Raw genomic sequence first — 21,119 nt, forward strand, 5'->3', positions numbered from 1 at the left:
CATGCACTTCCTCCAGCGCGGTGCGGTCGCAACGGCCGCGGCGATCCTGATGGCAGGCTGTTCGTTGCAACCGGTCTACCAGCGGCCCACGGCGCCGGTTGCCGCTGCCTATCCGCAGGGCGAAGGTTACGGCGCAGCTGCGAGCGCCGACGCGGATCTGCCGCCCGCTGCCGATATCGGTTGGCGCGACTTCCTGCCGGATGAGCGTCTGCAGCGGCTGATCGAGATCGCGCTGCATAACAACCGCGACCTGCGCGCCGCGGCGCTCAATGTGACGCAGGTGCAGGCCGAGTACCGCGTCCAGCGCGCGGCCTTGTACCCGCAAATCGGGGTCGGGGTCCAGGGTGAGCGTTCGCGCACGCCCGGCAGCCTCACCCAATCCGGCAACCCACTCGACGCGCGATCGGCGACGGTGGGGCTTTCCGCGGCGTGGGAGATCGATTTCTTCGGACGTGTGAAGAGCCTCAGCGACGCGGCTTTCGAACAGTACCTGGCGAGTGCGCAAGCGCGGCAGTCGGTTCAGATCCTGCTGGTGTCGCAGGTCGCCGACCAATACTTCACCGTGCTGGCGTACGACGACCAGCTCGCCGTCACGCGCAAGACGTTCGAGGCGGCCACGAGCTCACTCGCGATCGTGCAGCGCAGGTTCGACGTCGGCACGGCTTCGGAACTGGACGTGGCCCAAGCGCAGACACTCGTCGAGAACGCCCGCATGAATGAAGCGGACCAGTTGCGCCTGCGGGCACAGGCAGAGAACGGCCTGGTGCTGCTCGTGGGGCAACCGTTGCCGCCGGACCTGCCAAAGCCGGTCCAGCTCAGCGAGCAGACCCTTCGCGACGACGTGCCCGCAGGGCTGCCTTCCGACCTGCTCATGCGCCGCCCTGACATCTTGCAGGCCGAAGCCCTTCTGCGCTCGGAGAACGCGAACATCGGCGCGGCACGCGCGGCCTTCTTTCCGCGCATTGCGCTGACCGGCACCTTCGGCACGGCGAGTTCGACGCTGGGGGGACTGTTCGGGGCCGGCGCCAGTGTCTGGTCGTTCGTTCCGGCGCTGACGGCGCCGATCTTCGATGCCGGCGCCAACCAGGCCAACCTCGACGTCGCCAAAGTGCGAAAGGACATCGGCATCGCGCAGTACGAGAAGGCGATCCAGGTCGCATTCCGGGAGGTATCGGACAACCTCGCCGCCCGCTCGAACTATCAGGACAAGCTCGTTGCCGCACTGCGATTCACCGACGCGCAGGACCGGCGGACGCGGCTTGCCCAGTTGCGATACGAGAGCGGCGTGGACGACTATCTGAACGTGCTCTCCGCGCAGACCGACCTGTACAACGCCCAGCTCGCGTTGGTGCTGGTGCGGATGAACCGTCTGGAGAGCCTGGTCGACTTGTACCGGTCGCTGGGCGGCGGATGGCTTCGGGATACCGGCAATGCCGAACGCGTCGCAGGAGAGTTCAATCGCTGAGTGGGGAGGCCGTGGCGAATCACGGCTTCCATGCACTTGAATGCAAAGCCATGCCGCGAGCATGAAAAAGCACGCCCGTGGGCGTGCTGTAGACCGAATGCGCCTGACGGCGCACTGGTCACTTCATCGCGACGGCCGGACGCGAACCGGCCGCATGCAGGGCGGCGAGCTCGAAGGAGCCGCTGTCTTCGCCATAGAGCTGATCGAGCGTGCCGTTCTTTGCGGCTTGCGCGAGTTCAGATTTGACTTCAGCGCGCGGCGTGGTCAGGACCTGATGCTTCGCAAGGTAGAACGAACCGCTGTCGCTGCCGTCCAGCGCATTCAGCGTGCCTTCGGCGCGGGCTTCCTTGACTTCGTCCTTCACTTCGCCGCGGGACTCGGTGGAGTGGAAGTGCGCCGCGAGGTAGGCCGAGCCGCTGTCCTCGCCGGTGAGGGCAGCGAGCTGGCCGCTGGCCTGCGCGGCCTTCAGTTGCGCCTGGACTTCAGCGCGGGACACCTGGGCCGACGCCGCGGTGGCCGTGAGGGCGAGGCTGACGGCCAGCAGGCCCATCGTTGCATTGAACTTCTTCATGATGATTTCCTTCACGCGTCTGGATGAATGGGTAGAGACAGCACCGGCAGACGCGCAACCGGCACTCTCACGGAGCAACCCTGCGACTCGCGTCTGCTTGGGTGTCTCTACTGTCGGTGGGGCAGGTTGCCGTCGGATTGCATATCGCAAGCCTCCCCGTTTCATCTGCAATGAATCGTTGATCGTCCTGCAATCAACGCTCAACTCGCGCGAGCTCGCGTCCGACAACACCGTGGATCTGGTCATCCTGGATCTGCCGGATCCGCGCTCGCGCGGCGACGAGACGGCCCGTGCCGTACAGGCTGTGCGTGAGACCTATCCGCACGCTGCGGTCATCGGTATCTCCACGCAGCTCGGAGCATCGGGGTTACCAGTTAGCGAGATATGTCTGCTGTGGCGCATTTCGGCGCAAACACATGCAGTTGGGCGTGCAGCAGAAGCATGACGGTCTTGGCATCCGCAATACGCCCATCGGCCACCCTGGCCAACGCATCGTCGATGCTCAGTTCCAGCACCTCGATGTCTTCCCCTTCCTCGGCCAGTCCACCACCAGCGCCGATGCGCATCGAACTGTCATAGGGCGCGACGAAGAAGTGCAGGCGCTCTGTGACGGAACCCGGGCTCATGAAGCATTCGAAGATCTTGCGCACCGGCCCGAGCCGGTAGCCCAGTTCTTCCTCGACCTCCGCCCGGATGCGTTGCTCGGGTTCGGCGTCGTCCAGCAGACCCGCGGCCGCCTCGATCAACAGGTCGCCGCAACCGTTCACGAACGCCGGGTAGCGGAACTGCCGCGTCAGCAGCACCGTGCGGCGCGCGAGGTCATAGGGCAGCAGCGTGGCGCCATTGCCGCGGTCATAGGTTTCCCGGTTCATGCGCTGCCACTGGCCGTCACTGCGCAGCCAGTCGAAGCTCGTCGTCTTCAGGGTGTACCAGTTGTCGGAGAGCAGGGTGACTTCGCGCACCCGCACGCGGTCTCGCAGATTCATGGCGCCGATCATATGGGTAGAATCGTGTAAAACCAAGAAATATCGTGCAAGCGAGTTTCCGTGCGGTGCGAAAACCCTCGATCGAAGGACATGAAATGCTGACAAGCCAGCGCAAGCAACACATCCTTTCATTGCTTCGTCGCGAAGGCAGCATCGTCGCGAAGGATCTCGGCGCCCAACTGGGCTTGTCGGAGGATTCGATTCGGCGCGATCTGCGCGAGTTGGCGGCGCAAGGACTGCTCAAGCGCGTGCACGGCGGTGCCTTGCCCGTGGCAGCGGCCGAAGGCGATTTCGCGCGGCGCATGCAGCTCGTGCCGGAGGAAAAGGTGGCGATAGGACGCGCCGCGGCGGGGCTCGTCCTTGGCGGGCAAGTGGTTTTCATCGATGGCGGCACGACCGCCGTGCAACTGGTGCGGCACCTGCCCCTGAACCTGCGCGCGACGGTCGTCACCCACAGCCCGTCGGTGGCGGTCGAACTGGTCTCCCACGCAGACGTCGAGGTCGTCCTGCTGGGCGGTCGCCTGTTCAAGCATTCGGTCGTCACGGTGGGGGCGGCCACGATGGAGGCCATATCCCGCATTCGCGCCGACACCTACTTCATGGGCGTCACCGGCGTGCAGGCAGAGGCTGGGCTCACCACGGGCGACATGGAGGAGGCGCAGGTCAAGCGCGCGCTGATGGATGCGTCAGCCGAGACCGTGGTGCTGGCTTCTTCCGAAAAGCTCGGCGCTGTTTCGGCCTGGCAGGTTCATCCGCTCAAGCGCGCAGGACGCATCGTGCATTCGACGCAGGCGTCGAGAAAACTGATCGAGCCATTGCGCAAGGCCGGCGTGGGGCTGGTTCGCGCGGACGGCGATGCGCGTTGAGTTTGCCCTCGGCATCCGATCAGCTCGACCCGGCTCCTGGCGAGAGGGTGCGCTCCGCCTGGTCCGCAGTGACGACGCTCACGGGCACGCCGAACCGCTCGATGCGGTGGGCAAGGTCGAGGTGCAACCACCGTGAGATCCGCTCTGGCAGCGTCGAGATGATGACCTCGTCGTATTTCTCGCGCTCGAGTGTCTGGCGCACGGCCTCGTACGGGTCGGTGGCCCCGACGATCCCTTGCACATGTGAGCCCGCGGCCGTGTCGAGCAGCGGAATCGCGAGCTCGAGCGTGATGGCCGCCTCCTCGGTGTCCGGGTCCCAATACGGCCGAGGAACCAAGAGCGTGAACTCGCACGGCTCGCGTGCGGCCCGCTCGGCGACCGCAGCGAGCAGCTTGGGCGAGGCCGCGGTCCGGTGCGCCACGATGAGGATGCGCCGGTTACTCATGATGTGAGCCTTGCGCCATGGAACTGCTCCGCACCGGACGCATCGTTGGCTCTGAGGCATGGATCGAGCCAAGCGATGACCTTTGGGCGTGGCCGCACTCGCGTGAGCGACCGCGGAGCGAACCCCAATGGCAGTCCGACGGAAAAGTTGCGTTGAGCAATCACGGTTCTCCAGCGCTTGGCCGCTCTCAACCCTCATCGAGACCACACCGGGTCAAGTGAAACAGCCTGCCGAGCGCAACGGCTGACACCCCCGGGCGGTCAGCAACATGGTAGTCCTGTCATTCGCTTGGTGCAAATCGAGGGAGCCGAGCTGCCGGGCAGCTGCCGTTCACAGCTACGGCGGCCGTGCATTCCCGTTCGAGCGGGCCTCGCATGGAGAAGCGCCGCCGCCGCCGCGGCAGGCGCGAATGCGCCTAAAATCCGCAATGCTCCGGGGTGCACGCCACAGTGCTGAGATTCAAACCCGCGAACTTGAACCGGTTAGCACCGGCGGAAGAAGAGCAGTTGCTTGGGTCATCGGCGCATCCTGCCGACCCCGAAGCGGCCTTCGGAGCACCCGTTTCACGGTCACCGAGAAGGCCTCATGCACAACTCCTCTGCGAATCCACCTGCGTCCACGGCGGCAGCCGGCGAAGTGGTCGCTGCCGTCCTCGCTTTCATCGCGCAAGACGGTTGCACCGACGCCGCCTTCGATGGCCTGGCGTTGCGCCTGTTCGCCTACCAGTACGCCAACAACCAGCCCTACAAGCGCTTCTGCCAGCGGCGCGGCGCGACCCCGCGAAGCGTGAAGCGCTGGAGCGACATCCCGGCAGTACCGATCGACGCCTTCAAGGAACTGCCGCTGCGCTGCGAGCCGCCGGCCGCCACCGACCGGGTCTTCATGACCAGCGGCACCACCCGCAGCGAGGTCAAGGGCCGCCACTTCCATCCGACGCTGGCGGTCTACGACCGCTCGATGACCCGCAACTTCGCGCAGCGCTTCATGCAGGAGCACGGCCCGATGCGCATGGGCATCCTGTTCCCCACCGAGACCGTGCTGGCCAATTCCTCGCTGGCCCACTATCTGGCGCTGGCCGTGGAGGCGTTCGGCACCGCGGAGAGCCGTTACTTCATGAGCCCGCAGGGGGTAGACCTGCCGGGCCTCTGCGAGGCCCTGTCGGATGCACAGCAGCGCGGCGAGCCTTTCGCCCTGCTCGGCGCCAGCTACAGCTTCGTGCACCTGATCGACGAGCTCAAGCGGCGCGGCCAGTCGTTCCGCCTGCCGGCGGGCAGCCGGGTGCTGGACACCGGCGGCTACAAGGGACAGTCGCGCGACCTGCCGCTCGACACCTTCTATGCGGAGCTGTCCGCGCTGCTCGGCATCGAGCGATCGCACTGTATCAACATGTATGGCATGACCGAGCTGAGCACGCAGTTCTACGATGCGGGCAATGTGTCGGTGCCGTCGGTCAAGTCCGGGCCGCACTGGATCCGCTCGCGCCTGGTCGACCCGCTCACGGGCCGTGAAGTCGGGCCTGCCGAGCGCGGGATCCTGGTCCACTGCGATCTGGCCAATTTCAATTCGGTGACCACCATCCTGACCGAGGACGTGGGCCTGGCGGCGGACGGTGGCTTCCTGCTGCTCGGTCGCGCCGAGGGCGCGCAGGCCAAGGGCTGCTCGCTGGCGGTGGAGGAGTTCATCCGGGCCGCCGCATGACGACGCTGCATGCGACCGCCGGCTACCTGCCGGGCCTGGCGCCGGCGGACGTGCAGTGGCAGGCCCTGCGCTTCGAATCGGGCCCCACCCGGCTCGAGGTCGCCGTTCCGGTGCTGCGTCCGGATCAGATGCGCACCCTCGCCGTGCGTGTCGGGCAGGCCAGCCGCCGCCATCTGAAGACCATGACCGTGTCCGGGATCGTGGACGTCGTCGATCGCGCGATGGCTCGGCTGCTGGACCCGGCCGACCCGTACCGCAGGGAGCTCGACCACCTGCTGCCGATCGTCACCGGCTACGACGCCGAGATGGTCCGCCTCGGCCTCACGGCCTTCTTCAAGACCTTTCGTGCACCGCAGCTGCATCGCTTCGTCGCCGAGGATTTCGCCAATCCCAAGCTGCTGGACGAATTCCAGCCGCGTCCCAAGGGCGGCGCGGCGAAGGCCTTCGGGCCGGAACTGCTGGTCCACGTCTGGGCCGGCAACGTGCCGGCCATTGCGCTCTGGAGCCTGGTCTGCGGGCTGCTCGTGAAGGCCGGAAACATCGGCAAGCTGCCGAGCGCGGAGCCGCTGTTCGCGGGCCTGTTCGCGCGGCTGCTGGCCGAAGTCCACCCGCCCCTGGCCGATTGCCTGGCCGTGGTGTGGTGGAAGGGCGGCGACGAGGAACAGGCGACGGCGCTGTATGCCGAGGCGGACACGGTGCTGGCCTATGGCGGCAACGATGCGCTGGACCAGATCCGGCGCCGGCTGCCGGTCACGACACGCTTCCTGGCCTACGGCCACAAGCTGGGCTTCGGCCTGGTCAGCGCCTCGGCCCTCGACGTCCTGAAAGCCCCGGCGACGGCGCGCTTGGCCGCCTGGGACGTGATGCGCTATGACCAGCAAGGCTGCTACTCCCCGCATGTCTTCTACGTCGAACGCGGCGGCCGGGTGTCGCCGCGCGAGTTCGCGCAGTACCTGGCGAGCGAACTCGCCAACCTGCAGCACCGCTTCCCGCGTCGGGCCCTCTCGCTGGAGGATTCGGCCGCGGTGGCCGGCTGGCGCCAGGGCATCGAGCTGCAGGCGATGGCCGCGGGCGGCGGCGTCGGCGACGTGCTGTTCGGCGAGGACGGCGCGCCCTTCGGCATCGCCTACACCGACGAGGTGAAGGACCTGGCACCGACGGCGTCGAATCGCAGCATCCAGGTCGTCGCGCTCGATGCGCTGGACCAGGTGGTCGCGCAGATCGAGGCGCACCGGCCCTTCCTGCAGACCGCGGGCGTGGCCGCGGCGCCGGCCGAACTGTTCCGGCTGGCCGACCTGCTGGGCGCTGCCGGCGTGACACGCATCAGCGCCGTCGGCGCCATGAGTTCGCCGGAGGCGGGCTGGCACCACGACGGACGGTTCAACCTGCTGGATCTGGTTCGAATGGTCGAGATCGAGCAGTCGGCAGAGGTCGCGGCCGACAAGCTGGCGCCCTACGCCGATTAAGGATCGATGTGAGCTTCCTCGACATCGACCAGGTGAGCTTCACCTTTCCCGGCTGGCCGCCGGTGGTGCACAGCGTCGACTGGCGCATCGCGCAAGGGGAGTTCCATTGCCTGGTCGGACGCAGCGGCTGCGGCAAGACGACCTTGCTCAAGCTGGCCGCGGGCCTGCTGCATCCGCAGGCCGGCAGCATCCGCCTGCAAGGCAGGCCCGTGCTGGCGCCCGGCCCGCAGCTGGGCTTCGTCTTCCAATCGCCCACGCTGCTCGAATGGCACCGCGTGATCGACAACGTGCTGCTGCCGGTGTCGCTGCAGCACAAGCCAACCGCCGACGAGATCGACAAGGCGCAACAGCTGCTGGCACTGCTGGGCCTGGCCGGCCACGCGCAGCATTACCCGCGCCAGTTGTCGGGCGGCCAGCAGAGCCGCGTGGCTCTGGCCCGCGCCCTGATCCTCGAGCCGTCGCTGCTGCTGCTGGACGAGCCCTTTGCAGCGCTCGACGCGATCACCCGTGGCGAACTGCAGGACGACCTGTTGCAGATGTGCCGGCTGCGCCGCACCACCGTCCTGTTCGTCACGCATGACATCGCCGAAGCGGTGTACCTGGGCGACCAGGTCGCGGTGATGAACCGCGGCCGGATCGTCAGCGCCATCCGGGTCGAGGTCGAGAGGCCACGCGCGCCGGCCATGCGCTACGGCGAAGCCTTCAACCGGCATTGCGCGCAGGTGCGCGATGCGATGGACCTGGAGGCGGCATGAAGAAGGCCTCGGTTCGCGCGCGGCTGGGCGCCTGGGCGCTGCTGCTGGCCCTGCTCGCCCTATGGGAACTGGCATCGCGCGCCTCCGGCGTGTCGACGCTGGTCCTGCCGCCGCCCTCGGCGGTGATGAAGTCGCTCTGGAGGGGGCTGTCCACCGGCTACCTGTGGCCCCACATCCGCGCGACCGGCCTCGAGTTGCTGCTCGGCCTGACCCTCGGCTGCCTGATCGGTTTCGCGAGCGGCGTGGTCCTGGCCGAGTCGACGCTGCTGCAACGGTTGCTGAAGCCCTACATCGTGGTCAGCCAAGTGGTCCCCAAGCTGGCGCTGGCGCCGCTCTTCATCGTCTGGTTCGGCTTCGGCATGACCTCGACGGTGGTGATCACGGCGCTGATCTGCTTCTTTCCCTTGATGGAAAACACCGTGACCAGCCTGCAGCAGGTCGACCCGCAGCGGCTGGAACTGTTCCGCATGCTGGGCGCCACCCGGCGCCAGACCCAGCTGCGCCTGAAACTGCCCGCCGGCCTGCCCGGCATCCTGGCGGGGCTGCGGGTGGCCGTGGTCCTGGCGCTCGTCGGGGCGGTGGTCGGCGAGTTCATCGGCGCCAGCCAGGGCCTCGGCGCGCTGATCATCGCCTCCCAAGGGATGATGGACACGCCCCTGATGTTCGCGGTGCTGGTGGTCATCGCCGCGCTCGGGCTGCTGCTCTACGAAATCACGCTGGCCGTCGAGAGGCGACTGCTGCTGCCCTACACCCGAAGCTCATGAAGGAACCACTGCCCATGCAAAGACCCATCGCACGCCGTACCGCGCTGCTCGCGAGCGCTGCGCTCCTGGCCCTGACGGCCGCCCGCGGCGCCCACGCCGCCGACCCGCTCGAGAAGCTCACGGTGGCGGGATGGAGCAAGCCGATCACCGAGATCACGCACCTGCTGGTCGAGCCCGACAAGGGCTTCTACAAGGCCAACGGGATCGATCTGGCCTATGTGCCGGGCGCCGGCGGGGGCGACGCGATCCGCAACATCCTCACCGGCCAGGCGGACGTCGCCTTCACCGACCCGGGGGCGTTCTTCGCCGCCCTCGACAAGGGCGAGAAGCTGCGCGCGATCTACGACATCTACCCGCAGAATGTCTTCAACGTGGTGTCGCTGAAGTCCGCCAACATCAGCAAGCCGGCCGACCTGAAGGGCAAGAAGATCGGCGTCTACAGCCTGTCCAGCGGCACCCGCCAGAACCTGCTGGTGCTGCTGCACCAGGCCGGGCTGTCCGAATCCGACGTCACGATCGTCGTCACGGGGCTGTTGAATTTCGCGCCGTTGCTGCAAGGCCAGGTCGACGCGACCGCTGCCACCGACACCGGCCTGCTGGTGGGAAGGCACAAGGGGATCGGCGAGGTCAACGTGATGGAGGTCCGCAACTACCTGAACGTCTCGAGCGACCTGTTCGTGGTCCGCGAAGAGGTCTACCAGCAGAAGAAGCCGTTGCTCAAGCGCTTCCTCAAGGCCTATCGCGAGAGCGCAGCCTGGATGATCGCCAACCCCGACGAAGCGGCCGGCCTGGCGGTGAAATACGCCATCGACGGCACCGACCGCGCCACCAACCTCGAAGTGATCCGCCTGCGCAATGCCGCCAGCGTGTCGGCCAACACCGGGCGCAACGGCCTGGGCGCCTTCGACCTGGAGGCGCTGCAACGGGCGGCGGATGCCTATCGCAAGCTGGGCCTGATCGAGCACGACATCAAGGTCTCGGACGTGGTCGGCACGGATCTGCTGCCGTCGCGGTCGAGGTCGACGCCATGAGGTTCGACGCCCAGGTGGTGCTGGTGACCGGCGCGAGCCGGGGCATCGGCGCCGCCATTGCCCGGGCCTTCGCCAGCGAAGGCGCGACGGTGGTGGTCAACCACCTGCGCAATGAAGACGCCGCCGCCGCCGTGGTCGCGGATTGCAAGGCCGCCGGTGGCGATGCCTGGGCGGCGAAGGCCGACGTCGGTTCGGCCGCGGCCGTGCAGGCCATGGTGGAACAGGTGCTGGACGAAGCGGGCCGCATCGACGTGGTGGTCAACAACGCATTGCGCCCCTATGCGTTCGACCCGCAGCGCCGCACCCTGTTCGACGAGACGCCGTGGCAGGACTACCAGGCGCAGTTCGATGGCGCCGTCGGCGGCGCCTACAACGTCTGCCGGGCCGTGCTGCCGCACTTCAGGCAGCGCGCCCGGGGCAGCATCGTCAACATCGTGAGCGACCTGGTCGAGCGTCCGGTGATTCCGTACCACGACTACACGACCGCCAAGTCGGCGCTGGTCGGCTTCAGCCGCAACCTGGCGGCCGAACTGGGGCCGTTGGGCATCCGCGTCAACTGCGTCGCCCCGGGCCTGGTCTACCCGACGCAGGCCAGCGGAGCGACCCGCGAGGAGTTCCGCGAGTCGCTGATCGCCGCGACGCCGCTGCGGCGCATCGCGCGGCCGGAGGACGTGGCGGGCCCCGTGCTGTTTCTCGCTTCCGAATGGAGCCGGTTCATGACGGGGCAGGTGCTGTTCGTCGACGGCGGCCTGGTGATGAAATGAAGTCCGCATCACTGGGCAGCGCGGCCTGCAGCCGAAGGCGCCTCGGCGGTCATCAGCCGGGGCGATCCGGCTTGTGCCGCGCGTGCCTTGGCGTAGTGCCGCGGGAGCTCTTCGTTGAGCTTCAGGCCGCTTTCATCGTTCGCGAGCATGTCGCCGGTACGGATCGCTTCGGCCAACTCGGCCTTGACTTCGGCGCGTGACTTTCCTGCTGCAACGACCTGCGCCGGGAAGCGCTGCGGAAACTCCTCGTTGACCCTCAGGCCGCTCTCGTCGTTGGCCAAGATGTCGCCGGTCCGGATGGCGTCGGCAAGTTCCATCTTGACCTCGGCGCGTGACTTGCCGAGTGCGACCACCGGCGCAGGATAGCGCTGCGGGTTCAACTCCCTGAGGGTCATGCCGCTTTCGCCGGCGGCGAGCATGTTGCCGGTTCGCATGGCCTCGGCCAGTTCGGCCTTGACCTGCGCACGTGTCATGCCGCCGTCGGCATGGGCGGCTGCACCGAGTGCGGCGAGAAGGAACAAGGCGGACGTGGCGCGAGCGAAGTTCCGGCGGCGCGTCGTTTGTGAGCTTCCCGTCCGGGGGGCGATTGTGGGTTCGAATGTACGCATGTCGATCTCCTGGCTTGAATGGCACCACCTGTGCCGCGGTTGAGCCTTTCGGCCTCGTGATGCAGTACGGCGCCCGTTTGCGAAATATTCCTGGCCTTCGACATGGCATGTGGGGCGTGCGGGCTCGGGAATATTTCGGCGACGGTTGCCGTCATGCATGGACCGTGACCGACCGTACCCGTCAGTTCGAGGCTGCCACCTTGACGCACCTGCCCGCCGCCTACAACCTTGCACGCTGGCTGTTGCGCGATGGGCAGCAGGCCGAAGATGCAGTGCAAGAGGCCTATCTGCGCGCCTTGCGTTTCTTCGACGACTTGCGAGGCGAAGATGCCCGACCGTGGCTGATGGGCATCGTGCGCAACGCCTGCTACGACAGCATGCGGGAGCGCCGCCGACTGGGCGATCAGGTCGAGTTCGACGAGACGCGCGACAGCGACATCGGCGAATCGGCCACGGGTTCGTCGGCCGACCTCGGCGTCGATCCTGCCGTGCTGTGGGACCAGCACGCCCGCGGCCAGCGCGTGAATGCGGCGATCGAGGCGCTGGCGCCGGCATTCCGCGAAGTGATCGTGCTGCGCGAATTGGAGGAAATGCCGTACGAAGACATTGCGCGGGTCGCGGGCATCCCGATCGGCACCGTGATGTCGAGACTGTCGCGCGCCCGCGCGCTGCTGCGCAAGTCGCTATGCGAGGAGCACCGCACCCCGACTGCAGCAAGGAGACGCGATGCAATCGCCTGAAGACGACGCGCTCGGCACGCTGATCCGGCGCCAGGCCACGCGACATACGCCGCCTGCGGGGCTGGCCGTGCGCATCCTGAGCGATGTGCGGGCAGCGGCCTTGCCTGCGCCTGCGCCAAAAGCTTCTCCGGCCCTGCCTGTGGCGGCACGCTGGCGTCGTTGGCTGGAGGCGGTGGCCGTCTACGGCGCCGGTGCCGCGACCGCCTGGGGCATTGCATTCAGTGTGCTCGTGGTGCCCACGCAGGACGTGACGCGCGAAGCCGTGACGGACAGCCATGTGCGCTCGCTGATGGGGGCTCACCTGATGGACGTTGCCTCGTCCGACCACCACACCGTCAAGCCGTGGTTTGCAGGCAAGCTCGACTTCTCTCCGCCGGTCATCGACCTTGCGACCTCAGGCTTCCCGCTGACCGGCGGACGGCTGGACTACCTGGACGGCCAGTCCGTCGCTGCGCTCGTCTACCAGGCCGGGCCGCATGTCATCAACCTGTTCGTGTGGCCGGCGCCGGACGGCGGGTCGGCTGCGCCCGAATTGCTCGCGCGACAGGGCTACAACATCGTGCACTGGCGACAGGCCGGCATGCAGGCGTGGGCCGTGTCGGACATGAACGCGCCTGAGTTGCAGACCTTTGCCGGGTTGGTACGCAAACACATGGCAGCGCCTGACGGCGGATAGCCGCGTCATGGCGCCGCCGAATCGGATCGCTTCGCATCGCGCCATCGGCCCGCGATGAAGGAGCCTGCAAGCAGCAACAGGTAGGTGCCCAGCAGCGCGTGACGCCATGACGCCAGCGCCGCCGCACGCGGGCGTGCTTCTGCCGCGTGGGTCGTGAGAATGGCCTCGCGCGCTTCGATGCTGCGGCTCATGCGCACGAAGCCCGTCGCCGAGAGCAGCGGTACCGCGACGAGAACCGCGGCCAGTGCGGCCCGGGTGCGGCGCGACGCAACCCGATGACGCACCGAGATCCACAGGCCCAGGCAACCATGCACCCAGCCGGGCGCGAGCAGGGCGACCTGCCACCCCTGCGAGCCGCCGTTGATCAGTCCGGCGATGATCTTTTCGTAGCTAGGCTGGAAGTCGTAGAAGGACGTCGCAAGCCGGGTGTTCACGGCATGGCCGATCAGCAGCAAGGGAAGGCTGAAGCCCGACCAGAGACGCAGCCACTCCGTGGCCGGCAACTGCCAGTCTCGGCGCAGGTAGATCGTGCGCAGTGCGAGCGAGAAATGCAGTGCAAATGCCCCGTACAGCGCCATCGTGCCCGGCGTGCTTTGCCACAGCCGGATCGACAGGCGCAGCCCTGCTTCCGCGAGCGGCAGAGACACGATGCCCAGCATGTGGTTGAACAGGTGAAGCGAGATGTAGCTCATGAGCACCAGTCCCGAAGCCAGGCGCAGGTGACGGGCAGTGAAGGGCATATGAGAGTCCAGTTGTCGACACACACAAGGCGTTGACTCCGCTGGACGGAATCTGTTCCGTGCGCCATTGCCCGAGTGCGCGAGTGCGCACTCGCGGAATTTGCACATCGGCGGGAATATATCCCTGCCGATCCTCGTAATGCCTCCTGCAACGATCTTCAACCCTTCGACAGGAGCAGTTCATGAACACCCACGATCCGGGCCGACGTCGGGCCCTCGGTTGTCTTTCCGCATGGGGCGGCGCCGCCGTCGTCTGGACTGTGAGCGGCGGCGTACCGCGCGCTCTCGGTGCGACCGGTAGCGGCATGCCGCCCGGCACTTCGAACGATGCGTTGACCTTCGTCCAGATCAGCGACACCCACATCGGGTTTCACAGGGAGGCCAATCCCGATGTCGCAGGCAGCCTGCGGCATGCCATCGCCGACATCAATGCGTTGCCCCGGGCCCCGGCATTCGTCGTGCACACGGGGGATGTCAGCCACTTGTCGAAGCCTGAAGAGTTCGGCACTGCCAAGGACATCCTCAAGGAGCTTCGCGTCGACCGCGTTCATACCGTTCCGGGCGAGCACGACACGATCGACGATGGCGTCACCGGCTACCTGAAGTTCTTTGACCACGACGGCATGAGGCGCGCCTGGTACAGCTTCGATCAGGGCGGTGTGCACTTCGTCGGACTGAACAACGTGCTGAATTTCAAGGCGGGTACGCTGGCTGCACTGGGCGACGAGCAACTCGCGTGGCTCAGGAGCGATCTCGCAGGAGTCTCGCACTCCACGCCCATCGTCGTCATGGCGCACATCCCGCTCTGGACAGTGTGGGAGCCCTGGGGCTGGGGAACGGCCGATTCTGCCCAGGCGATGGCGCTGCTGCGCCGGTACGGCTCGGTCACCGTGCTCAACGGACACATCCACCAGGTGCTGCAGAAGGTCGAGGGCAGCGTCGTGCTTCACACGGCGATGTCGCTCGCCTACCCGTTGCCCACGCCGGGTCAGGAGGGGATCGGCGAGCCCGGCCCCGTGAAAGTGCCCGCCGGTGAACTCGGCAAGTTGCTCGGCACGCGGCAAGTGAGCGTCTTGCGCGGCAAGACCGAGCTTGCCATCGTCGACCGGCCGCTCGAAGGCTGAACCCGTCGCCTCTTCATTCCAGTTTCATTTCCAGGAGCTGCACCATGTTCCGTCCATTTCTCGTAGAGCATCGAAGCGCGCTGTTTGTGTTGGTCACTTGCGTCGCACTGGGCGCCGCGTCGGCGGCCATTGCCGCCGGCGCGCCGACGACCGTCGACGTCAGCAAGTTCACCTTCGGCCCGAAGGAGATCACGGTCGCGCCCGGATCCACGGTGCGCTGGATCAACCATGACGAAGTGCCGCACACGGTTGCCAGCGTGCAGGGCCAGGAAAAGGTCATGGCCTCGAAAGCAATGGATACGGACGATCGGTACGACGTCACGTTTTCCAAGGAGGGGGACTACGCCTACTACTGCACCGTGCATCCGTTCATGACCGGCGTTGTCCATGTGCACAAGTAGATCGTCGATTCGAGGCCAGGCTGCGTGGCACTCGTCCGACATCGACCGATGGGGGGTGGACGTCAGCTCGCGCAAGTCGGTGCAGGGATAACCCGAGCGCACTTGAGCAGAGCCTTGCTACCATTCGAAGATGGACCTCGTTCGCAGTATCGACGCGGTTTCTCAGGCGCTGGCAACCGGCGGGATTTCCGCTGCGCTTGCGTACCTCAATGCCAATGTGCCGCACCGTTACACGGCCGTCTACCGGCTGGACGGGCCGTTTCTTCATAACGCGTTCTTGCACGACAAGGAGCTCAAGAGGCGGCCCGCGTATCTGGCTGTCATACCCTTCGACCAAAGCTATTGCCAGTTTGTGGTCCGGGATGGTTTCTTCCGGACAGATGACTCGGCAGCCGACCTGAGGCTCAAGGGCCACCCCTACCAGGGCCTGGTCGTTTCTTACCACAGCGTTCCTCTCCTTGGCACCACTGGAAAACTGTGGGGCACGCTCAGCCACTTCGATGTAAAAAAGCATCCGCTTTCGGACGAGGAGTTCGAGCTATTGAGGGGCGCAGCCCAACTGCTCCCAGGCTATCTCATCGAGCGCTGAGCCCTCTTGGCGAGGCCTAGAGATGGACCTGCCGAGACGACGTTGCAGGGACAGGCCTCAGCGCGGCCTCGCCTTTCTATGGACCTACCGCTTACAAATCGCCAGCGCGAGTTTTTGACGCATATCAAGCGCGCATGTCGTTCAGGGGCGCTCAATATCTCTTGGCTCCGGTAAACGAACGTGAACCACCATTGGCAGAGGCAGTTCATTCGAACATCGACCGTAGGGGAGATGCGCGGGACGTGGGCTACCTCAGACTATGCTTCGGCGCACCGACTGCAAGCCACCAGGGCAAGGCCTTGGTCTGCCTTAATGCCGCCGCGCGGAGGTGAGCCATCCGTTGTCATCAGCCCGCTTGGCCCCAGCAGCGCTGCCGTCTCATGGGAAAATTTCTCGGACTTCGAGAGCGCACGAGCAGCAGGCGTCCCGATATCAAAGGCGTTCCGCACGAGTTGGTCGGACAATGGCCTCAGAGATTGCCAGGCCTGTTCAGACTCCGACAGCGCCCGCATTCAAGCGACCGATGGCGACCGCGGACAAATTGCGCGAAGGACCACCTCATGCCTCTTTCCTTCTTTGCCGCCGAATCGCTGGTCCACGAGTATCTGAATGGCCGCATCCTGCTTCCCATGGAACTGCACCGTACTATCGTACTTGCGGCCCAGGTAAGGCTGCTCGGAGGCCTGCAGCCAGTTCTGGACAAGGCCCTATTGGCCCAGATAGATGAGAACGCCATCGCATCTTCTGACACCCCGTCGTCAGGATTCGCGAAAGGCGGCTGAGGGGCCGAACGAGTATCCGCTCCTGGTCGATCTGAGTCGTAGGCCGTCGCGTTGCGAAGGACGCCTCCGCTGCTGCACACACGACGTACTACCGTCGCTTGTGGGGGCAGGGGAGGACCGATCGCGGTCGTTTGCGTTTGTCGTGGCTACGTCAGCGGTCTACACCTGCCTCGTCGCCACCTCCTTGGCGATCATCAACCATTTGCATGTTGTCCAGAAGCTTGAGCAAGTAGTGCAGGGTATGGGTGATGTCGTTCACGGAGAACCCCTCAAGCACCCGCTCGTAGTAGCCGTGGATTTTCGGCAAGGCCTCGTCCTGCCACACGCGCATCCCTGCCGCGGTCATTGACACGAGACGCGACCGGCGGTCGCGCTCGTCGGCCGCGGTCGTGATTCGGCCGTCCCGTTCCATGCGGCTGAGCAGTCCAGAGAGGTTCTGCCTGCTGACTTTGAGGTAGCGCGCCAGGTCACCCACGCTCATGCCTCCACCTACAGCCGGCCTGGATAGCGCGCCGAGCACGGCCCACTGCTGTGTCGTCAGGCCTTCAGACTCGACCGCCTTCGTTCCTGTTTTGTGCAACATATTGGCACATTGATACAAACGGAAGAACACTCGGTTGGCCAGATCGATCCTTGCATTCTCATCTGCAGTTTCAGGGTAAACCATAGATTGTTTTCTGTTTTTAATGACTTGCATGAATGGCGCCATAGGACGCATAATACGTCAACATGTTGACATATCTAGGGCTGCGTTCAGCGACGATGCGTCGACGATAGCAAGCTTCAAACCTGATGGAGAACCTGATGCGGAAATTCGAAAGCAAGACAGTGGTGGTCACCGGCGGTGGCGGCGGTATCGGCGGGGCAACCTGCCGGCGCTTTGCACGCGAGGGCGCCAAGGTCGCCGTGTATGACATGAACCTGGAGGCCGCCGAGAAGGTCGCCTCCGGTATCCGGGATGAGGGCGGGCAGGCGCAGGCGTTCCGCTGCGACATCACCGACCGCGCAAGCGTCGACCAGGCGGTGGAGGCCACGCAGCAAGACCTGGGTCCGATCGACGTGCTCGTCAATAACGCCGGCTGGGACGTGTTCAAGCCGTTCACCAAGACCGAGCCGGCGCAGTGGGACAAGCTGATCGCGATCAACCTGACGGGTGCACTAAACATGCATCACGCGGTATTGCCCGGCATGGCGGCACGCAAGGCAGGACGCATCGTGAACATCGCGTCCGATGCAGCGCGTGTCGGCTCTTCGGGCGAGGCGGTATACGCGGCTTGCAAGGGCGGCTTGGTGGCGTTTTCCAAGACCATCGCCCGCGAACACGCCCGCCACGGCATCACCGTGAACGTCGTCTGCCCAGGGCCGACCGACACCGCCTTGTTCGCCGACTACAAGGAAGGCGCCGGCAACCCCGAAAAGCTGATGGAAGCGTTCACGCGCTCCATTCCGCTGGGCCGCATCGGCCAGCCCGACGACCTGCCCGGCGCGATCCTTTTCTTCGCCAGCGACGACGCCGCCTTCGTTACCGGCCAGGTGCTCAGCGTATCGGGCGGCCTGACGATGAACGGCTGAGGCCGTTCCTTCCTGCTTCATCGACCGAAGCCGCTCAACCACCCCACGCATCTGAAAGACCATCATGGAATTCGAAGACATCCTGTACGAGAACCGCAACGGCGTCGCCTGGATCACGATCAACCGGCCCGAGAAGATGAACTCGTTTCGCGGCCAGACTTGCGACGAGATCATCCGCGCGCTCAACCGGGCCGGCTACGACCGCGAGGTCGGCGCCATCGTGCTGGCCGGCGCCGGCGAGAAGGCCTTCTGCACCGGCGGTGACCAGTCCGCGCACAACGGCAACTACGACGGCCGCGGCACCATCGGCCTGCCGATGGAAGAGCTGCACACCGCCATCCGCGACGTGCCCAAGCCGGTGATCGCGCGGGTGCAGGGCTTCGCGATCGGCGGCGGCAACGTGCTGTGCACCATCTGCGACCTGACGATCGCCTCCGAGAAGGCCATCTTCGGCCAGGTCGGCCCGAAGATGGGCTCGGTCGATCCGGGCTACGGCACCGCCTTCCTCGCACGCGTCGTCGGCGAGAAGAAGGCCCGCGAGATCTGGTACCTCAACAAGCGCTACTCGGGCCAGGAGGCCGTGGCCATGGGCCTGGCCAACATCTGCGTGCCGCCCGAGAAGCTCGATGAGACGGTGCAGGAGTGGGCCGAGACCATCTGCGAGCGCAGCCCGACGGCCATCGCCATCGCCAAGCGCAGCTTCAACGCCGACACCGCGCACCAGAGCGGCATCGCCGGCCTGGGCATGTACGCGCTCAAGCTGTACTACGACACCGAGGAGTCGCGCGAAGGCGTGAACGCGCTGAAGGACAAGCGCAAGCCCGAGTTCAGGAAATACGCCAAGTAACCGCGGCCCCGAAGACAACGACCAGGAGACAGCCATGATTTCGCAATCCACTTCCCACTTCAAGCAACGCCGCTTGCTTGCAGCCTGTGCAGCAGCGCTGCTGGCCGGAGCGAGCCTGCCCGCGGCGAGCCAGCAGACGGCCTGGCCCACCAAGCCCATTCGGCTGGTGGTCGGGTTCGCCCCTGGCGGTGGCACCGACGTCATGGCCCGCGCCCTGGCGCAGGCGCTCACCGAATCGTTGGGCCAGCCGGTCATCGTCGACAACAAGCCCGGTGCCAGCGGCAACCTGAGCGCCGCCGAAGTGGTCCGAGCCGCTGCGGACGGCTACACCATCCTGGTTGCGCCGACTTCGGTCGAGACGGCCAACCCCTACCTGTTCAAGTCAAATCTGCTGCCTTCGCGCGACCTCACGCCGGTGATGGGCATTGGCCGCATGCAGATGTACGTGGTGGCCAAGCCCACGATCGAGGCCAAGAACATCAAGGACCTCGTCGCGCTCGCGAAGTCCCAGCCTGGCACGCTGAACTACGCATCGTCAGGCACCGGCACGGCGCCCCACCTGGCCGGTGAACTGTTCAAGCAGAGCACGGGCGCTGCTATTACCCACGTGCCTTACCGCGGATCCGCGCCCGCCCTGCAAGACGTGATGGCCGGGCAGGCGGACTTCGCCTTCGACCCAGGCATCGCCTTTCCGCACATCAAGGCCGGCAAGGTCAAGCTGCTGGGCGTAGCGAGCGACCGCAAGTCGCCCTTCTTCCCCGACGCGCCCACCTACGCCGACCTCGGCATCAAGAACGCCAGCCTGGACATCTGGTTCGGCGTCTGGGCGCCGAAGAACCTGCCCGCCGACATCACCGAGCGCCTGTCCCGCGAACTCACCAAGGCCTTGGCGGCGCCGGCGCTCAAAGAGCGCTTCAACAGCCTCGGCGCCGAGCCGGTGCCGCTGGCGCAACCCGGGTTTCGCAAGCTGTTGGCCGACGAGGACAAGATCCTGTCGACCCTCATCAAGGACCGCAACATCGTCGTCGAGTGACCGAGCAGCCCATCGACGCAAAGCGAGCACAACCATGGCCCTCGACAACGAATCGTTCGACATCCTGCTGTCCACCGTGCAGCGCTTCGTGCGCGAGCAGCTGGTACCCGCCGAGAACCACCTGGAGGAGCACGACGAAGTCCCGCCGGAACTGGTCGACGCCATGAAGGAGATGGGCCTGTTCGGCCTTACCGTGCCGGAGGAGTTCGGTGGGATCGGCCTGTCGGTCAGCCAGGAGGTGCAGGTCAACTTCGAGCTGGGCCGCACCGCGCCGGCCTTTCGCTCGGTGTTCGGCACCAACATCGGCATCGGCTCCCAGGGCATCCTGATGGACGGCACGCCCGACCAGAAGGCGGACTACCTGCCGCGCGTTGCCAGTGGCGAACTGGTCATGTCGTTCGCGCTCACCGAGCCCGATGCCGGCTCGGACGCCGCCTCGCTGAAGACCAGGGCCGACCTCGACGGCGACCACTACGTGCTCAACGGCACCAAGCGCTTCATCACCAACGCACCGCGCGCCGGCGCCTTCACGCTGATGGCGCGCACCGGTGGCCCGGGTGCATCCGGCGTCTCGGCCTTCATCGTTCCCGCGGACCTGCCCGGCATCAAGCTCGGCAAGAAGGACAAGAAGATGGGCCAGCGCGGCACGATGACCTGCGACGTCGTCCTCGAGAACGCGCGCGTTCCGGCGGCCAACATCATCGGCGGCGTCCCTGGCCAGGGCTTCAAGACCGCGATGAAGGTGCTCGACCGCGGGCGCCTGAACATCTCGGCGGTGGCCTGTGGCATCGCGCAGCGCGTGCTCGACGAATCGACCCGCTACGCACGCGAACGCAAGCAGTTCGGCAAGCGCCTGGGCGAGTTCCAGCTGATCCAGGCCATGTTGGCCGACAGCCAGGCCGAGCTGCTCGCCGGCTGGGCCCTGGTGCGCGAGGTGGCCGAGCGCTTCGACCGCAAACCGCCGCATGTCTCGGACCCGGACGTTTCGATGCGCGTGTCGTGCGCCAAGCTGTTCTGCACCGAGATGGCTGGCCGCGTGGCTGACCGCGGCGTGCAGGTCCACGGCGGCGCCGGCTACATCAACGAGTACCCGGTGGAGCGCTTCTACCGCGACGTCCGGCTTCTCCGCCTCTACGAAGGCACTACGCAAATTCAGCAAATCATCGTCGGCCGCGAGCTGATGAACCAGGACTAGG

Annotated in this window: 24 protein-coding genes and 1 riboswitch; of the genes, 18 read left to right on the top strand and 6 right to left on the bottom strand. The window is 66.1% G+C overall.

Annotated elements, in window-relative coordinates:
* The first annotated feature begins 1 nt into the window (after nucleotide 1).
* Nucleotides 2-1,465, top strand: a complete 1,464-nt coding sequence (locus QTI68_RS08725) for an efflux transporter outer membrane subunit (protein WP_286520989.1) — start codon at nucleotides 2-4, stop codon at nucleotides 1,463-1,465.
* Nucleotides 1,466-1,583: 118 nt separating this feature from the next.
* Here QTI68_RS08725 and QTI68_RS08730 read toward each other — a convergent pair whose 3' ends face one another.
* Complete coding sequence (locus QTI68_RS08730; RefSeq protein ID WP_286520991.1) at nucleotides 1,584-2,036, bottom strand: hypothetical protein; 453 nt, start codon at nucleotides 2,034-2,036, stop codon at nucleotides 1,584-1,586.
* Nucleotides 2,037-2,410: 374 nt separating this feature from the next.
* Nucleotides 2,411-3,022: an NUDIX hydrolase gene (locus QTI68_RS08735; RefSeq protein WP_286521553.1), complete on the bottom strand. Its 612-nt coding sequence runs from the start codon at nucleotides 3,020-3,022 to the stop codon at nucleotides 2,411-2,413.
* 95 nt (nucleotides 3,023-3,117) lie between these two features.
* Between QTI68_RS08735 and QTI68_RS08740 the strand changes: the two genes are divergently transcribed.
* Nucleotides 3,118-3,888, top strand: coding sequence for a DeoR/GlpR family DNA-binding transcription regulator (locus tag QTI68_RS08740; RefSeq protein ID WP_286520992.1), 771 nt, complete (start codon nucleotides 3,118-3,120; stop codon nucleotides 3,886-3,888).
* 19 nt (nucleotides 3,889-3,907) lie between these two features.
* On the opposite strand, the gene QTI68_RS08745 is transcribed toward QTI68_RS08740, so the two are convergent.
* Entirely contained in the window at nucleotides 3,908-4,333 is a 426-nt protein-coding gene (locus QTI68_RS08745; RefSeq protein ID WP_286520993.1) for a hypothetical protein, read from the bottom strand.
* A gap of 423 nt (nucleotides 4,334-4,756) precedes the next feature.
* Nucleotides 4,757-4,850, top strand: a riboswitch (TPP riboswitch).
* Between the two features lie 68 nt (nucleotides 4,851-4,918).
* On the opposite strand from QTI68_RS08745, the gene QTI68_RS08750 reads away from it, so the two are divergent.
* From QTI68_RS08750 to QTI68_RS08775, 6 genes are read left to right on the top strand one after another with little or no spacing between them, the layout of a single operon-like run.
* The gene (locus tag QTI68_RS08750) at nucleotides 4,919-6,031 is read left to right on the top strand and encodes a LuxE/PaaK family acyltransferase (protein ID WP_286520994.1); all 1,113 of its coding nucleotides are present in this window, start codon (nucleotides 4,919-4,921) and stop codon (nucleotides 6,029-6,031) included.
* The gene (locus tag QTI68_RS08755) at nucleotides 6,028-7,497 is read left to right on the top strand and encodes an acyl-CoA reductase (RefSeq protein ID WP_286520996.1); all 1,470 of its coding nucleotides are present in this window, start codon (nucleotides 6,028-6,030) and stop codon (nucleotides 7,495-7,497) included. The genes QTI68_RS08750 and QTI68_RS08755 overlap by 4 nt, the downstream gene beginning before the upstream one ends.
* 8 nt (nucleotides 7,498-7,505) lie before the next feature.
* Nucleotides 7,506-8,252, top strand: a complete 747-nt coding sequence (locus QTI68_RS08760; RefSeq protein WP_286520997.1) for an ABC transporter ATP-binding protein — start codon at nucleotides 7,506-7,508, stop codon at nucleotides 8,250-8,252.
* Nucleotides 8,249-9,016 (top strand): ABC transporter permease, encoded by a 768-nt coding sequence (locus tag QTI68_RS08765; RefSeq protein WP_286520998.1) that lies wholly within the window; start codon nucleotides 8,249-8,251, stop codon nucleotides 9,014-9,016. Before QTI68_RS08760 ends, QTI68_RS08765 begins: the two co-directional genes overlap by 4 nt.
* Before the next feature lie 14 nt (nucleotides 9,017-9,030).
* Entirely contained in the window at nucleotides 9,031-10,047 is a 1,017-nt protein-coding gene (locus QTI68_RS08770; protein ID WP_286521000.1) for an ABC transporter substrate-binding protein, read from the top strand.
* Nucleotides 10,044-10,811: an SDR family oxidoreductase gene (locus QTI68_RS08775; protein WP_286521001.1), complete on the top strand. Its 768-nt coding sequence runs from the start codon at nucleotides 10,044-10,046 to the stop codon at nucleotides 10,809-10,811. The genes QTI68_RS08770 and QTI68_RS08775 overlap by 4 nt, the downstream gene beginning before the upstream one ends.
* Nucleotides 10,812-10,819: 8 nt before the next feature.
* Here QTI68_RS08775 and QTI68_RS08780 read toward each other — a convergent pair whose 3' ends face one another.
* On the bottom strand, nucleotides 10,820-11,332 hold the full coding sequence (locus QTI68_RS08780; protein ID WP_353506404.1) for a DUF4148 domain-containing protein: 513 nt from the start codon (nucleotides 11,330-11,332) through the stop codon (nucleotides 10,820-10,822).
* Between the two features lie 101 nt (nucleotides 11,333-11,433).
* On the opposite strand from QTI68_RS08780, the gene QTI68_RS08785 reads away from it, so the two are divergent.
* Entirely contained in the window at nucleotides 11,434-12,159 is a 726-nt protein-coding gene (locus QTI68_RS08785) for a sigma-70 family RNA polymerase sigma factor (protein ID WP_286521003.1), read from the top strand.
* Nucleotides 12,146-12,835 (top strand): anti-sigma factor family protein, encoded by a 690-nt coding sequence (locus QTI68_RS08790; RefSeq protein ID WP_286521004.1) that lies wholly within the window; start codon nucleotides 12,146-12,148, stop codon nucleotides 12,833-12,835. The genes QTI68_RS08785 and QTI68_RS08790 overlap by 14 nt, the downstream gene beginning before the upstream one ends.
* 5 nt (nucleotides 12,836-12,840) lie before the next feature.
* On the opposite strand, the gene QTI68_RS08795 is transcribed toward QTI68_RS08790, so the two are convergent.
* Entirely contained in the window at nucleotides 12,841-13,575 is a 735-nt protein-coding gene (locus QTI68_RS08795; protein WP_286521005.1) for a hypothetical protein, read from the bottom strand.
* Between the two features lie 182 nt (nucleotides 13,576-13,757).
* Between QTI68_RS08795 and QTI68_RS08800 the strand changes: the two genes are divergently transcribed.
* The 4 genes from QTI68_RS08800 (at nucleotide 13,758) to QTI68_RS08815 (ending at nucleotide 16,471) form a co-directional block, all read left to right on the top strand.
* Nucleotides 13,758-14,699 carry a metallophosphoesterase family protein gene (locus QTI68_RS08800; protein WP_286521006.1) on the top strand — a complete coding sequence of 314 codons (942 nt, stop codon included), beginning with the start codon at nucleotides 13,758-13,760 and terminating at the stop codon, nucleotides 14,697-14,699.
* A gap of 44 nt (nucleotides 14,700-14,743) precedes the next feature.
* On the top strand, nucleotides 14,744-15,100 hold the full coding sequence (locus QTI68_RS08805; protein ID WP_286521007.1) for a plastocyanin/azurin family copper-binding protein: 357 nt from the start codon (nucleotides 14,744-14,746) through the stop codon (nucleotides 15,098-15,100).
* A 130-nt stretch (nucleotides 15,101-15,230) separates the two neighbouring features.
* Nucleotides 15,231-15,689, top strand: a complete 459-nt coding sequence (locus QTI68_RS08810) for a GAF domain-containing protein (RefSeq protein WP_286521008.1) — start codon at nucleotides 15,231-15,233, stop codon at nucleotides 15,687-15,689.
* 560 nt (nucleotides 15,690-16,249) lie between these two features.
* Nucleotides 16,250-16,471: a hypothetical protein gene (locus QTI68_RS08815; protein ID WP_286521009.1), complete on the top strand. Its 222-nt coding sequence runs from the start codon at nucleotides 16,250-16,252 to the stop codon at nucleotides 16,469-16,471.
* Nucleotides 16,472-16,622: 151 nt separating this feature from the next.
* Here QTI68_RS08815 and QTI68_RS08820 read toward each other — a convergent pair whose 3' ends face one another.
* Nucleotides 16,623-17,138, bottom strand: coding sequence for a MarR family winged helix-turn-helix transcriptional regulator (locus tag QTI68_RS08820; protein ID WP_286521554.1), 516 nt, complete (start codon nucleotides 17,136-17,138; stop codon nucleotides 16,623-16,625).
* A 137-nt stretch (nucleotides 17,139-17,275) separates the two neighbouring features.
* Here QTI68_RS08820 and badH point away from each other — a divergent pair, with 137 nt between their 5' ends.
* The 4 genes from badH (at nucleotide 17,276) to QTI68_RS08840 (ending at nucleotide 21,118) form a co-directional block, all read left to right on the top strand.
* On the top strand, nucleotides 17,276-18,043 hold the full coding sequence (gene badH, locus QTI68_RS08825; RefSeq protein WP_286521010.1) for a 2-hydroxycyclohexanecarboxyl-CoA dehydrogenase: 768 nt from the start codon (nucleotides 17,276-17,278) through the stop codon (nucleotides 18,041-18,043).
* Nucleotides 18,044-18,107: 64 nt separating this feature from the next.
* A complete protein-coding gene (badI, locus tag QTI68_RS08830; protein WP_286521011.1) occupies nucleotides 18,108-18,890 on the top strand; it encodes a 2-ketocyclohexanecarboxyl-CoA hydrolase in 783 nt (260 codons plus the stop codon).
* Nucleotides 18,891-18,924: 34 nt separating this feature from the next.
* Nucleotides 18,925-19,923: a Bug family tripartite tricarboxylate transporter substrate binding protein gene (locus QTI68_RS08835; RefSeq protein ID WP_286521012.1), complete on the top strand. Its 999-nt coding sequence runs from the start codon at nucleotides 18,925-18,927 to the stop codon at nucleotides 19,921-19,923.
* 34 nt (nucleotides 19,924-19,957) lie between these two features.
* Nucleotides 19,958-21,118, top strand: coding sequence for an acyl-CoA dehydrogenase family protein (locus QTI68_RS08840; protein ID WP_286521013.1), 1,161 nt, complete (start codon nucleotides 19,958-19,960; stop codon nucleotides 21,116-21,118).
* Nucleotide 21,119 lies beyond the last annotated feature (1 nt).

It is taken from the genome of Variovorax sp. J31P207 (genome assembly GCF_030316965.1).
Lineage (GTDB): Bacteria > Pseudomonadota > Gammaproteobacteria > Burkholderiales > Burkholderiaceae_C > Variovorax > Variovorax ginsengisoli_B.

Bases quoted from the DNA above. Each gene is read 5' to 3' on its own strand.
- QTI68_RS08740 (WP_286520992.1), top strand. From the start codon at position 3,118: ATGCTGACAAGCCAGCGCAAGCAACACATCCTTTCATTGCTTCGTCGC.
- QTI68_RS08770 (WP_286521000.1), top strand. From the start codon at position 9,031: ATGCAAAGACCCATCGCACGCCGTACCGCGCTGCTCGCGAGCGCTGCG.
- QTI68_RS08730 (WP_286520991.1), bottom strand. From the start codon at position 2,036: ATGAAGAAGTTCAATGCAACGATGGGCCTGCTGGCCGTCAGCCTCGCC.
- QTI68_RS08790 (WP_286521004.1), top strand. From the start codon at position 12,146: ATGCAATCGCCTGAAGACGACGCGCTCGGCACGCTGATCCGGCGCCAG.
- QTI68_RS08810 (WP_286521008.1), top strand. From the start codon at position 15,231: ATGGACCTCGTTCGCAGTATCGACGCGGTTTCTCAGGCGCTGGCAACC.
- QTI68_RS08840 (WP_286521013.1), top strand. From the start codon at position 19,958: ATGGCCCTCGACAACGAATCGTTCGACATCCTGCTGTCCACCGTGCAG.
- QTI68_RS08820 (WP_286521554.1), bottom strand. From the start codon at position 17,138: ATGGTTTACCCTGAAACTGCAGATGAGAATGCAAGGATCGATCTGGCC.
- QTI68_RS08795 (WP_286521005.1), bottom strand. From the start codon at position 13,575: ATGCCCTTCACTGCCCGTCACCTGCGCCTGGCTTCGGGACTGGTGCTC.
- QTI68_RS08755 (WP_286520996.1), top strand. From the start codon at position 6,028: ATGACGACGCTGCATGCGACCGCCGGCTACCTGCCGGGCCTGGCGCCG.
- QTI68_RS08805 (WP_286521007.1), top strand. From the start codon at position 14,744: ATGTTCCGTCCATTTCTCGTAGAGCATCGAAGCGCGCTGTTTGTGTTG.
- QTI68_RS08735 (WP_286521553.1), bottom strand. From the start codon at position 3,022: ATGAATCTGCGAGACCGCGTGCGGGTGCGCGAAGTCACCCTGCTCTCC.
- QTI68_RS08750 (WP_286520994.1), top strand. From the start codon at position 4,919: ATGCACAACTCCTCTGCGAATCCACCTGCGTCCACGGCGGCAGCCGGC.
- QTI68_RS08745 (WP_286520993.1), bottom strand. From the start codon at position 4,333: ATGAGTAACCGGCGCATCCTCATCGTGGCGCACCGGACCGCGGCCTCG.
- QTI68_RS08725 (WP_286520989.1), top strand. From the start codon at position 2: ATGCACTTCCTCCAGCGCGGTGCGGTCGCAACGGCCGCGGCGATCCTG.
- QTI68_RS08765 (WP_286520998.1), top strand. From the start codon at position 8,249: ATGAAGAAGGCCTCGGTTCGCGCGCGGCTGGGCGCCTGGGCGCTGCTG.
- QTI68_RS08800 (WP_286521006.1), top strand. From the start codon at position 13,758: ATGAACACCCACGATCCGGGCCGACGTCGGGCCCTCGGTTGTCTTTCC.
- badI (WP_286521011.1), top strand. From the start codon at position 18,108: ATGGAATTCGAAGACATCCTGTACGAGAACCGCAACGGCGTCGCCTGG.
- QTI68_RS08775 (WP_286521001.1), top strand. From the start codon at position 10,044: ATGAGGTTCGACGCCCAGGTGGTGCTGGTGACCGGCGCGAGCCGGGGC.
- QTI68_RS08815 (WP_286521009.1), top strand. From the start codon at position 16,250: ATGCCTCTTTCCTTCTTTGCCGCCGAATCGCTGGTCCACGAGTATCTG.
- badH (WP_286521010.1), top strand. From the start codon at position 17,276: ATGCGGAAATTCGAAAGCAAGACAGTGGTGGTCACCGGCGGTGGCGGC.
- QTI68_RS08835 (WP_286521012.1), top strand. From the start codon at position 18,925: ATGATTTCGCAATCCACTTCCCACTTCAAGCAACGCCGCTTGCTTGCA.